At 42.8% G+C, this 15,159-nt stretch carries 10 protein-coding genes; 4 read left to right on the top strand and 6 right to left on the bottom strand.

Going from position 1 to position 15,159, the window contains the following annotated elements; genetic code table 11:
* From HWQ38_RS15980 to murJ, 3 genes are all read right to left on the bottom strand, one after another.
* A partial coding sequence (locus HWQ38_RS15980) for an oleate hydratase (protein ID WP_292795094.1) occupies positions 1–349 on the bottom strand: 349 nt, incomplete at its 3' end.
* A 593-nt stretch (positions 350–942) separates the two neighbouring features.
* Positions 943–1,455, bottom strand: a complete 513-nt coding sequence (locus tag HWQ38_RS15975) for an outer membrane beta-barrel protein (RefSeq protein WP_292795089.1) — start codon at positions 1,453–1,455, stop codon at positions 943–945.
* A 153-nt stretch (positions 1,456–1,608) separates the two neighbouring features.
* On the bottom strand, positions 1,609–3,213 hold the full coding sequence (gene murJ, locus HWQ38_RS15970) for a murein biosynthesis integral membrane protein MurJ (RefSeq protein WP_292795087.1): 1,605 nt from the start codon (positions 3,211–3,213) through the stop codon (positions 1,609–1,611).
* 217 nt (positions 3,214–3,430) lie between these two features.
* Here murJ and HWQ38_RS15965 point away from each other — a divergent pair, with 217 nt between their 5' ends.
* Together HWQ38_RS15965 and HWQ38_RS15960 are read left to right on the top strand one after the other, a co-directional pair.
* A complete protein-coding gene (locus HWQ38_RS15965; protein WP_292795085.1) occupies positions 3,431–3,925 on the top strand; it encodes a hypothetical protein in 495 nt (164 codons plus the stop codon).
* Between the two features lie 484 nt (positions 3,926–4,409).
* Positions 4,410–7,427 carry a GAF domain-containing protein gene (locus tag HWQ38_RS15960; protein ID WP_292795084.1) on the top strand — a complete coding sequence of 1,006 codons (3,018 nt, stop codon included), beginning with the start codon at positions 4,410–4,412 and terminating at the stop codon, positions 7,425–7,427.
* A 212-nt stretch (positions 7,428–7,639) separates the two neighbouring features.
* Here HWQ38_RS15960 and HWQ38_RS15955 read toward each other — a convergent pair whose 3' ends face one another.
* Both HWQ38_RS15955 and HWQ38_RS15950 read right to left on the bottom strand, forming a co-directional pair.
* Complete coding sequence (locus tag HWQ38_RS15955) at positions 7,640–8,146, bottom strand: pentapeptide repeat-containing protein (RefSeq protein WP_292795082.1); 507 nt, start codon at positions 8,144–8,146, stop codon at positions 7,640–7,642.
* Positions 8,147–8,279: 133 nt separating this feature from the next.
* The gene (locus tag HWQ38_RS15950) at positions 8,280–9,797 is read right to left on the bottom strand and encodes an LCP family protein (protein ID WP_292795080.1); all 1,518 of its coding nucleotides are present in this window, start codon (positions 9,795–9,797) and stop codon (positions 8,280–8,282) included.
* Between the two features lie 115 nt (positions 9,798–9,912).
* Between HWQ38_RS15950 and HWQ38_RS15945 the strand changes: the two genes are divergently transcribed.
* Both HWQ38_RS15945 and HWQ38_RS15940 read left to right on the top strand, forming a co-directional pair.
* Positions 9,913–10,977: a mannose-1-phosphate guanylyltransferase gene (locus tag HWQ38_RS15945; protein WP_292795078.1), complete on the top strand. Its 1,065-nt coding sequence runs from the start codon at positions 9,913–9,915 to the stop codon at positions 10,975–10,977.
* A gap of 191 nt (positions 10,978–11,168) precedes the next feature.
* Positions 11,169–12,815, top strand: coding sequence for an AarF/ABC1/UbiB kinase family protein (locus HWQ38_RS15940; RefSeq protein WP_292795076.1), 1,647 nt, complete (start codon positions 11,169–11,171; stop codon positions 12,813–12,815).
* 493 nt (positions 12,816–13,308) lie between these two features.
* On the opposite strand, the gene HWQ38_RS15935 is transcribed toward HWQ38_RS15940, so the two are convergent.
* Positions 13,309–15,027, bottom strand: a complete 1,719-nt coding sequence (locus HWQ38_RS15935; protein WP_292795075.1) for a serine/threonine-protein kinase — start codon at positions 15,025–15,027, stop codon at positions 13,309–13,311.
* Between the last annotated feature and the right edge of the window lie 132 nt (positions 15,028–15,159).

Here is a 15,159-nt window from a genome sequence, read left to right as displayed (position 1 = left end):
CTGTTTCAGGCGGAACTGTTTCAGGCGGAACTGTTTCAGGCGGAACTATTTCAGGCGGAACTATTTCAGGTGGAACTGTTTCAGGCGGAACTATTTCAGGCGGAACTGTTTCAGGCGGAACTATTTCAGGCGGAACTGTTTCAGGCGGAACTGTTTCAGGCGGAACTGTTTCAGGCGGAACTGTTTCACCAGGGTTCCCGGCTCCATACATACTTCCGCCCAAGAGGGGCTTTGCTTCTAGGATAAAAATATTTCCGCCAGGGAGTCCGCCGTCGCGAATCATGAAGGCGGCGGCTGCCAAAGAGCCGATACCACCACCCAACAGATAAGCATTAGATTCCTTAACCATGTCAATTGACTCCCTGACGAGTTTAGTTTAATTGTGTCTTACGTCTTTTGTAGCCTAAATCTAAAGTTAAGGAGTTGCAGAGAAATAAGATACCATGTAATCTACGGTTAAATCACCCAAAATGAGGTGAATAATTTAATCAGGGTTATCAAAAACGAGCTTTTGTTTTGCCACGCAACTTGGGTTATTACGGCTCTCGTTTGGATGCAATACATGGTAGGGGCACAGAAAAAGCTCATCCGTGTCAACTTAACGTGAAAGCCAGTCTATAAGCAGCTTTTAAGGTTGTCTCGTTAAGAGTCTCCGACTCTTAATGCATTCCGAGAGGGCTGCCGCCTCAAGACTTGCGGCAGAGCCGCAACGAGCAGCATTTTTAGTCTCTGGCTGGAAAGGAGGTTTGAAAAGGGTTTTGGGTTAACTTGACACCAATGAGCATTGCTGTGCCCCTACGAATGGTACGCCAGTTGGCCCAAGTCGGGAAACCCGCCCAGGCGACTGGCTCCTGTATTCTATGCAATTGAGAACCGCGATACTAGGGCTGGCAAACATCATTGCTTTAGCTGATGAATAAGCTGTTTTCTAGCTCGTAATTACTAGAAGCGATAGCCTAATCCGGCTTGGAAGCTGAGGGCATCAGCATCACTATTTCTGTAAGCGTCAATACCCCATTTAGTATCGCCATAGGCAATGACATTGTTGCTAACTTCTGATTCAATACCAAGGGTAAGTACAGGTGCATTCTGATTGCCCAATGGGGTTTTTTGACCTTCGTCAGTTACAAAAGAATAACCACCACCGAAGTAAATGTTAGTATTTTTGGCGATGGGCGCATCGTAAGTCACTATGGGCATAATGGCGGCAGCATCACCACCATACAGCACAGAACCCCGCACTGAAAGAGGTGTTTTGGGAACGGCGTAACGTCCTTGGATATTGCCACCAACTTGTGCTTCATCATTTCCTTGTCCGCCACTAGTTGCACCAACAGCAATCCCAGCACCGATGTAATTACCGTTTGTACCGGCTGTTTGAGCAGATGCAATTCCCGCCGAAAGGACGATTGAAGCAACAGCAAATATAGAGGCAGCTAATTTTGTAAATTTCATAGAATTCTTCTCACCAGAGTTAAGTAAAATCAATGTTCTCTAGTACTAGAATCTCTTTTTTTACAAAATGTAACCTCGCACATTTGGCTCACCCTATTGGCTGAATTATTGTTCACCCAGTTGGGTGTACCAACTGAAATATTCAAATGACAGTTATTTCTTCAAAAAGCGCTGACGCAGACGAGATATAAATCTATTCACTTCTGGTATTTTCATCGATGAAGCGATCGCAGCAAACACCGCAATCCCCACGAAGCCAGATATACCCAACTCCAACACCAGAATCAGTAAACCTTCTTTACCTAACATCTGTTGACAAGCAAGCAATGTACCATAGGTTGCTACCCCGGCGACAACGCTACCAGCAGTCAAACCCAAAATCGGCACACTCCACTCACGCCAAGGTAAACCATTGAGTTTGCGATCGAGCAACCATAACAGCATTAAAATTGAACTGCAATTTACACCCACTGTTGCTAACACCAAACCGGGAGCGCCAAAAGGTTCAACGAAAAACACATCTAGTAAGGCATTGAGCAAAATATTATAGATACTGATGCGAAAAGGTGTCTGTCCATCGCCTAAAGCATAGAATACCCGCACCAAAACATCACGTCCCAAATAGGCAAACATCCCAATTCCATAAGCGACTAACAAGGATGAAACTAGCTGTGTGGCTTCTGGCTTAAAAGCACCACGCTCATATACCACCTGCACAATGGGTACTGATAACGCCACCATCAGCGCCCCTAGCGGTAGCATGGTGAAGGCAGTGAGTAGCAGTCCTTGGCGAATGCGTGATTTTAGCTCTGGCCAATTTTCCGGTTCGGCAAGTTTGGCAAATATTGGTAATAGGGGCAGTAAAATGATATTAGAAATAATCCCCAAGGGAGTTTGGACTAATAGATTCGCATAGTTAAATCCTGCCGCAGCGCCAGGAATAGGACTGGCAAAATAAAGGTCAGTGGCAACATTAATTGGCATCATTCCAGAGGAAACTGTTGCCGGAGTCATAATTTTAATTACTTCTTGAACGCCTGGGGATTTAAACTCAAACCGCAGGCGTAATGTGCCTAATCCTAACCGCCACTGGACAATTAGCTGCACTAACCACTGGAGAATTGCTCCTGCCAAAGTTCCCCAAGCTAACACCATTCCCCCGATTAAAGCGTACTCCGGCTTAATCATATCCTTGCCCAGTTGCATAGCCAAGATAGCAAGTCCGGCAACAACCGTAATACTGGATAATAAGGGACTAATGGAGAGTAACCAATATTGATTGGCTGTATTGAGAGTACCAAAGCCAATACCAATTAATCCTGAAAATAAAGCCATTGGTGCCATAATGCGGAGTTGTTGAATGGCGATCGCTCTGGTTGTCTCTTCCAAACCATGACCAACGAAATCAACGATCGCATCCGCAAATAAAATCTGAGCAACTGTCACCAGCAACAACACTCCAGCCACCAGCGTTGTCACGGTTTCCACTAGGGGAGCCGCTTCTTCTCGCCGACGCTTGGCTAAAACGCTGACGATCGCACTGTGTAATGGCCCATTTACACCACCGAGTAATATTAATAGAAAGCCAGGGATAATATAGGCATAACTATAGGCAGTGGCAGCAGCACTAACACCAAATGCGGCAGCGATCGCTTGCTGCCGCACTAAACCGAAGATTTTACTAATTAAGGTGGCTGCGGCAACAATGCCAGCAATTCCAGCGAAAGAACGAGAGGGTTTTTGGTCTTGTTGTGTCACGAATAATACCAGACAACTCTTAGAGAGTGCATACTTTACAAACATTTAACCTGAAATCCGGCAGTCTGTCAGGTAAATTTCGATAAATTAATTATTTTAAGTGCGTTCGCCCTTGGCGTTGGCGGAGCGATCGTACAATTATACGTATACAATCATTGATTTGTTGAAGAAGAATTCTGTTTTGAGAAAATCGGCGTTCACTAAAAACGCATAACCTATGTCTATCGGGACTTTCGGCAATATCTACTCAGATGAGTTAATTACAGCCACTGAGTTAAATCGTCAGCCTGGGCGAGTTCTGGACAAAGCTTTAGAACGTCCAGTGAAAATTACTCGTAATGATCAGTCTTTCGCTTTATTGCGTCGGGAGGAAGTAACTTTTCTCGTGAAGGCAGCAACACAGAGTAAAGCTGTTTTTCAGGCATTAACCGTCGCTTTTTCACTATTACTTGGGAAGGAAATCGGCTTTGAACATCCTTATGGATGGCTGAGTGTATTTGATTCCGATGATCTGCAAGGCTTTATCAAGGAGCTAAGTGAGGCTTTTCGGTTGATAGATTCCTCTCCTACAGCATGGGAGATGATTGACGCGCTCATCCATGAATGGCATGAGAGTGCCTTAGCAATTGTTAGCCCTGAATTGGCAGCAGCTTTTAGTGCCGAAACTGATGAAGTACCATTAAAGTCGCCATCTGCACAGAATGCTGGGTAAATTTTCGTATGTCAGAAAATCCTCCTGAAGAACCAATAATAGAGAATGTGCAGCCGCCATTCGTTAAACTGACGGCTCCAGCATTATCTGAGATAGAAAGCACTTGGTTGGTGGTAGCTAATTAATGTGAGCGATGCCTGCGGCGGGCTAGGCCTACGCTCAAAATTCAATTCCTGAGATTGCTATGATACAGCGAATTGGGGATTGAAATTTAAACGCATAGGCATGCAGAGAGAAACGCAGAGAATTCGCCACAATTTTACGCAAAGCTGTGCTTAGTCATGTTTTCTGCTGTGTACAAGCCAAAATTATTTTTTAACCAATTACGAAGATAGCTCAAGAAAGGGGAACTATAACAACAACCATCTTCTTGAAAATAATTGAACACTGCAAATTTTTGCAGGTTGTCATATTTTTGACCCTCTTTGACTCCATGAAGTTTGGGATGAGGAATCATTATATAAAACCGACATAATCCAGAGCAATGGAACCAAATTCAAATTTCACAGAAAATCAACTTCTCTTGTCAAGCGCTCAACTTCAAGAGCAACTAGAGCAACAAAAGGCTCTGGCGAATGTAATTGTGCGAATTCGGGAGTCTCTTGACTTAGAAACAATTTTTCAAACGACCGTTACCCAAGTGCGTCAGTTGCTAAATGCTGACCGTGTAGCAGTCTTCCAGTTTGACCTGGAAAAAGATTGGGAAGGAGAATTTGTTTGTGAGGATGTTGCACCTGGCTGGGACTCAGCAATGACAGTAAAAGTTTACGATTACTGCTTTGGAAAACAATTTGCTGCCAGTTATCAACAAGGTCGAGTGCAAGCAGTAGCAGATATTTACAAAGCGGGACTGAGTGATTGTCATCTGGCAATTTTGAGTAAATTTCAGGTACAGGCCAACCTTATTGTCCCTCTATCGCGGGTGAACGAACTGTGGGGATTGCTTTGCATTCATCAGTGCAGTGAGGCTCGTGACTGGAAAGAATCGGAAATTGAGTTTATTCGTCAAATTGCTGACCATCTTTCTGTTGCGATTCAACAAGCAAAGCATCTTCACCAAGTCCAATTGCAAGCCACAAAATTGGCTCAAGCGGCTCAACGCGACCAAGTAATTGCTCAGATTCTTGATGAAATTCGCTCACCTCTTGATATTGAAACCATCTTTAAAACCACAACTCAAGAAATACGCAAGCTGCTACAAGCTGATCGAGTTGCCATCTTTAGCTTCAATCCAGATTGGAGTGGTAACTTTGTTGCGGAATCATTTGCATCAGGCTGGACTCCCTTAGTTGGCATTCAGCCTGCGATCGCTGATACTTATTTACAACAGACGCAAGGCGGACGTTATGTTGACAACCAGACATTTACAGTTAATGACATTTATCAAGCCGGATTAACAGACTGCCATGTAAGCCTGTTGGAGCAATTCCAGGCAAAAGCTTTTGCAACTGCCCCTATTCTCCAAGGAGATCAACTGTGGGGAGTCATCGCTGCCTACCAGAACGCCTCACCCAGACAGTGGCAATCTTATGAAGTCGAATCATTGACCAAAATCGGCACACAAATTGGTCTGGCACTGCGACACTATAAGTTGCTGGCATACGCTCAGTACCAAGCAGAGCAACAAAAGACATTAACTAGCGTGATTACTCGAATTCGGGAGTCTTTAGATTTAGATACAATCTTCCAGACTACTGTCACCGAGGCACGGAAAATGCTGCAAGCAGACCGAGTGGCAGTCTTTCGTTTTGACCCTCAAAAAGATTGGGAAGGAGAATTTATTTCTGAGGATGTTGTACCTGAGTGTAACTCGGTAATCGCAGAAAAAGTTTATGATTATTGCTTCGGTGAAAACTTTGCACACCTTTACGCGCAAGGTCGAGTAAATGCGATCGCTGACATTTATCAACAAAACTTTTCAGGTTGCTATATCCAAATCCTAGAAAAATTTCAAGTGCGTGCAAATATGATCGCACCTCTATTGAAAAAAGGTGAACTTTGGGGATTGCTGTGTATTCACCAATGTAACGCTCCTCGTGACTGGCAACCCTCTGAAATTGAATTTACCAGTCAAATAGCCCAGCAATTGGGAGTCGCATTAAAACAGGATTCTTATTTAAAGCAAGTTCAAATGCAGGTTGTCCAGTTAGCAGAAGCCACCGAACGGGAGAAATCAATGGAACGGCAAGAATTGCTGGCTGCAACCATTGATAAAATCCGCCAGTCACTCGATATTAAAACTATTTTTATAACTACTACTCAATCTGTGCGAGAGTTGCTCAAAGTCGAGCGAGTTGCAATCTACCGCTTCAACTCGGATTGGAGCGGTAAATTTGTGGCAGATTCCTTTAAAGATGGTTGGAAACCTGTTACACAAGCCCAACCAATGATTAGAGAAACTTTTGAGGACACAGACGACGATAACGAACTTCCGCGTAACGAAACCTTTGTTCCGATTCGGGAAGGTGAAAAATTATGGGGATTATTAGTTGCTTATCAAAATTCGCAACCGCGTTATTGGAAAGAGGAAGAAATTAATTTATTGGCTCAAGTAGGGGTGCAATTTGGAATTGCAATTCAGCAAGCGGAATTACTCGAACAAACTAAACGTCAAACCTTAGAACTTACTCAAGCACTGCAAGAATTAAAACAAACTCAGACCCGGTTAATTCAGGGTGAAAAAATGGCAGGTTTAGGACAACTACTTGCTGGAGTCGCGCATGAAATCAACAATCCTATCAGTTTTATTTTTGGTAATCTGATCCATTTAAATGAATATACTCAAGAACTGTTAAACGTTGTGGAACTTTACCGTCAAAACTCCTCTTTATTGCCAACTGTCCAACAGCAAATTGACAAGACTGATTTGGACTTTCTTATGGAAGATTTACCCAAAACCCTTGAGTCAATGAAAGTAGGAACAGAGCGAATTTGTGAGATTGTGCTATCACTGCGTAACTTTTCTCGTACAGATGAGGTTCAATTGAAGCCAGTAGACATTCATGAAGGATTGGATAGTACTTTGCTAATCTTAGGGCATCGCCTCAAAAATAATAATAAACGCCCAGCTATTGAGATTGTTAAAGAATATGGTAGTTTACCTTTGCTCGAATGCTATCCCGCGCAATTAAATCAAGTGTTTATGAATCTTTTGAGTAACAGTATTGATGCCTTAGAGGAAAAGTATAAAACTATACAGGAAAACTATTTGAAGTTGTCCCAAAGGTGTCCGATAATATCCTTGACTATCTGGATTAGTACCCAAGCCGTTAATAACCAGATTGTAATTAGAATAGCTGATAATGGTCTAGGGATTCCAGAAGAGGTGCGATCGCACATTTTTGACCCCTTCTTCACCACCAAATCAATAGGTAAAGGTACAGGGTTAGGATTATCTATCAGTTATCAAATCGTGGTTGAAAAACATCATGGTCAGATTAAATGTTCGTCTAAACCAGGAGAAGGAACAGAGTTTTTGATTGAAATTCCCACCACTAGTTAAAGGTCAAATTAGTTTATTAGAGTGTCTTAGTACAGAATTTTATAACTTCATAGCGAACTAAAATTGGCAAAACTCAGCACCCCTCTGCGTTTCCCTCAGCGCCCCTTTGCGTTTAAAAAAGCTACGAATTTCGGAAATCCTATTATTTAGGCTTGCCGTAACGCACCGATTCTAAGGTGTTGATGCCGTACTCTTTGCGCTAACACACTCTACTATCGACAACCCAAACTATCTCGCGTTGACACACCTGTAACAGAATTTACACCGTCAGCTCTTTCACACAGCAGCGACACTTGATAACGATCAACCAAAGCATCTGTAAAATCAGCACCAGTGATATCAGCATCGTAAAAGCGACTGCTGGTCAAAGTTGCTTCTTTAAGAATTGCATTTTTCAGATTAGCACTATCCATAGTCACGCGATCAACTAAAGCCCCGCTCAAGTTCGCACCTTCCAGATTTGCTTTTAATAAAATTCCCTTAGTCAGAATTGCATTGCTTAAATTCGCCCCTTGAAAATTCGCCCCCCGCATTTCTGCTGCGACAAAAGTCACACCTGCCAAATCAGTATGAGAAAAGTCACGATTTTCTAAATTTATATTGTTGTAGTTGATTGTGTTTACTTGAGCAAAAGCCGGTTTGGGATTAAGTATTATCCACAAAAATGCTAGTATCAAAATCGCAATCAAACCAAAAAAGCGCAGTAAAATCTTTTTCATAACTTTATTATTTGTCAGTAGTCTTTTGTCATTAGTCCTCTCTTACAAAGTTCTGATCGGAGGAAACCTCCGCTCAGACTTTGCGCTTTGTCATTTAACCAATGACTAATGACTAATGACTAATGACTCTTACCTATTTCCAATCTTTACCAATGCGGATTGTGAGATCAGATTCTAAATCACCAATCGCCGACACCTCGATTTGACCCAAGCCTAAGACTTTTTGCAAATCAACTCCAACTCGTCGGTTGCCTTTTTGGACAACAATCTGAGTTTGACGTTGGGTATCTGGCCAATCAGGCACTTTGTAAATATTAGTAAAGCCTTTCTGTTTGAGATAAGCAATAACTTTTTCAGTTAGCTGAGGTTGATTGGAAGCATTTTGAATAGCAATTTTGAGGTTAGGAACCCGACGCATATCTGGCTTTAGACCAGGTACATTTACCCCAACATAATCATTCAACAGGCTCTGTTGTCCAGTCATGTTCAGCCAATAGCTATCAGGATCTTTGCTAAAACGGCTAAACGTACCAGGCAACATGGTCATTTGGAAATTATCTCGATCTAAGTTCAGACCGAAGTTCACCAATGCCATCATTTCTTCCATCTTCAGGTTGGTATCAAAGTATTTTCGCATTAAACGAGTTAATTGAGGCAACCTGGGTAAGAGGGTAGGACTATTTAAGCGTTGCAGCAATGCTGCTGTTAGTGCTTGCTGACGCTGCACTCTCGGCAAATCTCCTAAACCTGGTTCGCGGAACCGGACAAACTGTTCTGCTTGTTCGCCGTTGAGGGTTTGCCAGCCACTGACTAAATTAATCGACAACCGACTGCTGGAATCTTTATATTCCATTGATTTGGGAACAAAGACCTCTACTCCGCCTAACTGATCGACTAACTGCCGTAAGCCGCTAGTAGAAATGCGGATGTAGCGATCGATTGGGGCATTGTTTAAGGTACGGCTAACTACCCGTGCTGCCAAGACTGGGCCGCCTTTGGCATTGGCATCAGATACCTTAGTTAATCCATTTTCTCCCTTTTCGGGGATGGCGATCATCGTATCTTTGGGAATCGAAAGCACCCGTACAGATTTTTCAGTCGGGTTAAGCCGTACCAGCAGCATGGTGTCGCTTTTCCCAGCAAAGCTTTCTGGTGAACCATCAACAGTATCCCTAACTGGTTCAATCCCCATAATTAAAATATTCATCGGTCGTGAAAGCTGATACTGGGAGAGTTTGCTCCATAACTCCCCTGGTAGTGGTATTTTTACCTCGTCTTTAGTGGTAGTTCCTAAATCTTCATCTGTTCGATCTAGATTGCTCCACAACGGAGTCCAAAGTGCTAATGTTGATACCAGTAACCCAGATAAGATGATGCCGATGACAATAGTCGTAATCCACAACAGCCATCGAGGCATGGTCAACCCCAGTCTCTGGTAAAGCTGATTGGGAATTGCGCCCACTGATTCGACGACGCTACGGCTTGGATTCGCTGGCTGGTTTAGTTCTACCTCCTCCTCTGAGTCAGCTACTGGTGCAGGTGTTACTTGATTTTCCGTCCGTTGAAGTTGCGGCGATCGCACTTCAGTTTCAAATTCTACTACTTGCTGAGATGTAAGCGGATTTTCCGACCATTCGACTTGTTTTATCACAATTATTTCCCCACTCAACCACTCCCTAAAAGTATGTTAATCCAAGCTACAAATATTGCCAGTGGAAAAGCTCACTGTAAACTTGTAATGTTCTTCGGTAAGCGTGTATGACAACATGAATACTTTATTGTTCCCCGTAATCCTTGCTGGTGGTAAAGGTGAACGTTTTTGGCCTCTGAGTCGTAAAGACCGACCAAAACAATTTTTAAGTCTTGATGGCAGCTCTAGAAGTTTATTACAAGCAACCGCCGATCGCTTGTTAGCACTCGGAGGCACTTGGGATTCCTTGTGGGTTATCACTTCTAGTCAGATAGCTGAAGGGGTACGACAACAATTACCTGATCTACCAGTTGAAAACTTATTGATCGAGTCGGAAGGAAGAGACACAGCCGCCGCCGTTGCTTGGACAAGTTTAAAAATCAAACAGCGCTATGGAGAAGACGCTGTGATTGGCTTTTTCCCTGCTGACCACTGGATTGCTGACCAAAAGGCGTTTGCAGATGCTTTAAGTGCGGCTACGCAACTGGCCGCAAGCACAGCAGCGATCGTTACACTGGGGATCAAGCCTACTTTTCCATCAACCGGTTATGGCTACATTGAACAAGGTGAAAAAATAGGTAGCTTTAATGAGTTGCCAGCTTATCACGTCAACCGTTTTACTGAAAAGCCCAACCGGGAAACGGCAGAAACTTTTTTATCTACGGGACACTTTAGCTGGAATAGTGGGATGTTCGTTTTTCGGGCAGGGGTTGTTCTCAAGGAACTACATACCCATGCTCCAGAAATTATCGAACCTTTAGAAGAACATGGGTCTGATATCTATCCCCAGTTGCCTAAGAAGAGTATAGACTATGCGCTAATGGAAAAGACAAATTTAGCATACGTTTTGCCAGTTGATTTTGGTTGGGATGATTTAGGAGATTGGAATGCGATCGAACGCTTACTCAAGACAGAGGAGACTCCCAATGTAGAACTCGCTACCCACATAGGGCTGGATACGCAGGGAGCGATTATTTATGCCTCAAATCCAGAAGATGTAGTTGTTACTATTGGTTTAGAGGACGTGGTGATTGTGCGCGATCGCAATGTCACCCTCGTTGTTAAAAAAGAACGTACCCAGGAAATTAAGCAGATCCTCAAAATTCTCCAAAGCGATTCCCGATTCATCGACCTGCTATAAAAGTTAAAACCCTTGGCAGAGGCTAAAAAGTCTATTTTTCCATTATAACTTGACTGTCGAAAAGCAGAGCATTGGATATGGGGCATGGGGCATGGGTCAATAATCAATAGTTCTTCTCCCCCCACTCCCCCTGCTCCCCCTGCTCCCCCCACTCCCCCTGCTCCCCCACTCCCCCCTCCCCACTCCCTAAAATGTTCCTCACCCAAACTGTTCCCCGTCAACGAGAAATTCTTGAAGTATTCCTTCGCAATGGCTGGGACTATATGCGAAGGCTACTTACTGGTGGCAAAGCTGATGAACCCCAGCTACCTACACCTGCGGTTTTAAAAAATATCCTGGTAGACTTGGGGCCAGTTTATGTTAAACTTGGTCAGTTACTCTCCACCCGTCCAGATTTACTGAACGCCGCCTACATTGAGGAACTGTCAACCCTGCAAGATGAAGTCCCAGCAGTTCCTTGGTCAGAGGTAGAAATAGTCCTCCGCAAAGAATTAAAACTTTCACTAGCAGAAACCTTCAGCAAAATTAATCCTATTGCTGTAGCCGCCGGATCAATTGCTCAGACACATCGAGCTACATTAATAGACGGTCGGGAAGTTGCTCTGAAAGTGCAACGTCCGGGAATTGATATTACTATTGCCCAAGATATTGCTTTAATTCAAGGGATTGCTGATTTAGTGGCGCGTACTGAGTTTGGGCAAACCTACGAAATCAAATCCATCGCCGAAGAATTTACCAAAGCTCTAGAAGCTGAATTAGATTTTACGCGGGAAGCGGGTTTTACAGACCAACTGCGGCGCAACTTATCTAAGAGTCGTTGGTTTGATCCCACACAAATAGTGGTTGCGGAAATTAACTGGGAATTGACCACAGAAAAATTAATGGTGATGGAATGGCTGGATGGGGTGCCATTCCTGTCTGCGGATTTGAACAATAACAACAATGGTAAAGACCCTGCTGTAGAGCGTAAAGAAATAACTACTTTGTTATTTCGGGTATTTTTTCAGCAACTATATCTTGATGGCTTTTTTCACGCTGATCCTCATCCGGGCAACTTGTTTTATCTCAAAGATGGTCGTATTGCCCTCTTAGACTGTGGGATGGTGGGAAGACTTGATCCCCGCACACAGCAGATATTAACAGAAATGTTGTTAGCGATCGTTGATTTAGATGCTCAAAGGTGCGCTCAGTTAACTTTGCAACTAGCAGATTCTGCTCAACCAGTAATTTTGTCACGGCTGGAAAATGATTATGACCGGATGTTACGAAAGTATTATAATGTCAGCTTGACTGAGATGAATTTCAGTCAAATAATTTACGAAGTTTTGCAAATTGCTCGTAATAATAAAATTCGTCTACCTAGCAACATGGGTTTGTATGCCAAAACCATAGCAAACTTAGAGGGTGTGGCGCGGACATTCAACCCGGAGATTAATCTGATTGAGGAAATCAAGCCATTAATTACAGACTTGTTTAGCCGGCAATTATTGGGCGATAATCCAGTGCGATCGCTATTACGGACAGCCTTAGATATTAAAAGTCTGTCTCTGCAATCTCCTCGCCAAATCGAACTATTATTAGACCGAGTTACCTCAGAAACCTTACAGTGGAATCTTTCATTGCGGGGTTTAGATGGCGTGCGGCGCACTATGGACGATGCGGCTAACCGACTATCTTTTAGTATTTTAGTGGGTTCGCTGATTATGGGTGCAGCAATTATTTCCACCAGAGCGCAGACAACTCAGCTATCTTTCTTAAGCAGCATCCTGTTTGCAGCCGCTAGTTTATTGGGTTTGTGGTTAATTATTAGTACATTGCGATCGGGACGTTTACGGTGAAACCTTGTTTGAAACTTTCTTGATCAAAGAAAGATTTCTCGAATACTGACATATACCACCTCATGATTTGCCAAACTCAAAGAAGTTCCATTACTTCAAAGGATGTAGATGAGTATAGTTGTAGTTTATGGCTAATACCCTTTCACTTTAATAATGATACAAATACGTTGGTAGGGGCACAGCAATACTCATTGGTGTCAACTTAAGCTAAAAGGGCGGTTAGAAACCGCGTCTACACAGACAAAACCCACCTTTCCTGCGGAACGCCAAGGGCGAACGTGGGTTAAGAATCTTTGATTTTGTATTAGTCCACGAAGGTGGACTTTGTTTGTGTAGCCGCGAATTCCATTCGCCAAGGCTTAAGTTGACACCTATGAGCTTTTTCTGTGCCCCTACGAGAAATCTATATGTATCATGGTTTGTGTGAAATGGTATAAAGTGGAGATATTTACGATGGTGTACGCCTATCCACTGATGTACTTTGCTAGAGATTTTATAAATTACTCGGTATCGTCTTAAACTTTTCAGCCGTCCCCAAAGAGTAATCTTCTAACTTAAAATCAGCAAAAAGCTTTTTTTCTAACCTATCCCGTAATGCCTCATCCAGAATTAAACCTGCTGATTGTTTTTTAACCCCAATAATTATAATACTTCTCTGATATTTAGTTAAATCCTGATTTGCCTGACAATCACTCCGTTGAAATTGTCCCAAATTTAATAACCGATAACCTTTGACGTTTGGTGTATTAATAAATAATTTTTTCACTAAAAGTTGTATTTGTTTGGAACGTTCTAAAGCCATACGTTCTTGAACTGCTATATCACCCTTGCAAGAAACTGTGCCTACAGAGATAATCTCACTAGGATCTTCCATTATCTTCTGTATACCTTCTTGTTCTAAGTTCAACTTTAAAAGGTCTAGACTAATAATTTCATCATTAGATTTAATTTGAAAATTGCTACCTAAAAGCCATTTATATTCTAGTGATAAAACAGCTATATTAAATTCGGCTGCCTTCCCCTGACTATCTTTACCTTCTTGATAAGGAAAATAATCAATTTTATCTTTGTGATCTGAAAAATGTTCGGAATTTGGCATCAATGAGAATTTTGATGTTCGCGTTGCTAAAGCCACTATACTAAGTAATCCTAATATCACTAGCAGGACTGCAAAAAATGCCAGTAATCGTACTTCTTCTGGCTGTTTATCTGGAGGCGACATTTTAGTAATTGGCGGGGACAACTGCTCAGGATTAAGATTGCCTACTAAATTAGTATTTGTAGGAGTAGTTTCTATTAGTTGAGTTTCAATTTCTTCTAGAGACTGTAAAATTTCCTGAGCGTTGGCAGGACGCTTTTCTATATCCGGTAGTGTTAGCCAATCAATTAAATTCAATAGTAAGGGTGAGATATGCATGGCATGATTTTGCCAGTGCAATAAATTATGCTGCATATCATACATATCTAAGGGATGGTATCCCGTAAGTAAAAATACAAATGTGCGTCCCAAGGCAAAGAAATCTGATTGCGGTACTGGTTGAGCATTCATTTGTTCTGGAGCGCTGTAGCCAGATGACATAAGTGCTGTCATCCCGTCGCCATTCCTGAGTTGCTCTGGATAGGTTCTGTGCATTTCGGTGGCGGTGCCAAAATCAATCAGTACCAAATTCCCCCAACTCTTCCCAATGGGGGATCGAATCATGATATTAGATGGCTTAATATCTCGATGTAGGTACTGTTTGCTATGCACTAAATCCAAAATTTCTACTAATTGTTTTAACCAGGCGATCGCTTGTTCTTGAGAAATAGGCTGATTATGGTGCTGTAGCCACTGTTCTAAGTTGTAGCCATCGATTTTTTCCATTGCAATGCAATGCAACACGAAACCATTTCGGGTTTGATACTGGAAGTAACTATCTTCTTTGGGAATGCCGGGATGCTTGAGTTGTGCCAATACGGTTACTTCTTGCTGAAATAGTTCTACTGCTTTGGCATCGCCTGATAGATCATCTTTGAGTATCTTGAGGATTTTAGGTGTATCTTGTTCATATGCTTCATAAACTTTACTAAACCCTGTTTTGTCGCTCAACAGGCACGTCACCCGATAACGCCCTAGCAATTCCAAATGGGAACCACAACTTTGACAAAAGCGGTTTTGATGATTATTCGGGTGATTTGGTTTAGGGCAAACGGGATTTATACAAAGGCTCATGACTGACTAACTGGGGAGTGGGGAGATGGGGGAGATGGGGGAGATGGGGGAGATGGGGGAGATGGGGAGAATAACCAATGCCCAATACTTCTCTACCAGAGGCTGCGCCAACGACTTCGCTACTTCGACGCC

The sequence above is a fragment of the Nostoc sp. NMS7 genome (assembly GCF_017115085.1).
Classification (GTDB): Bacteria; Cyanobacteriota; Cyanobacteriia; order Cyanobacteriales; family Nostocaceae; genus Nostoc.
The sequence above is the reverse complement of the archived record's forward strand: the minus strand, read 5'-3'. Positions and strand labels throughout refer to the sequence as shown.

Excerpts from the sequence above, each read along its gene's own strand:
- HWQ38_RS15975 (WP_292795089.1), bottom strand. The coding sequence starts at position 1,455 with ATGAAATTTACAAAATTAGCTGCCTCTATATTTGCTGTTGCTTCAATC.
- HWQ38_RS15965 (WP_292795085.1), top strand. The coding sequence starts at position 3,431 with ATGTCTATCGGGACTTTCGGCAATATCTACTCAGATGAGTTAATTACA.
- HWQ38_RS15960 (WP_292795084.1), top strand. The coding sequence starts at position 4,410 with ATGGAACCAAATTCAAATTTCACAGAAAATCAACTTCTCTTGTCAAGC.
- HWQ38_RS15955 (WP_292795082.1), bottom strand. The coding sequence starts at position 8,146 with ATGAAAAAGATTTTACTGCGCTTTTTTGGTTTGATTGCGATTTTGATA.
- HWQ38_RS15945 (WP_292795078.1), top strand. The coding sequence starts at position 9,913 with ATGAATACTTTATTGTTCCCCGTAATCCTTGCTGGTGGTAAAGGTGAA.
- HWQ38_RS15940 (WP_292795076.1), top strand. The coding sequence starts at position 11,169 with ATGTTCCTCACCCAAACTGTTCCCCGTCAACGAGAAATTCTTGAAGTA.
- HWQ38_RS15935 (WP_292795075.1), bottom strand. The coding sequence starts at position 15,027 with ATGAGCCTTTGTATAAATCCCGTTTGCCCTAAACCAAATCACCCGAAT.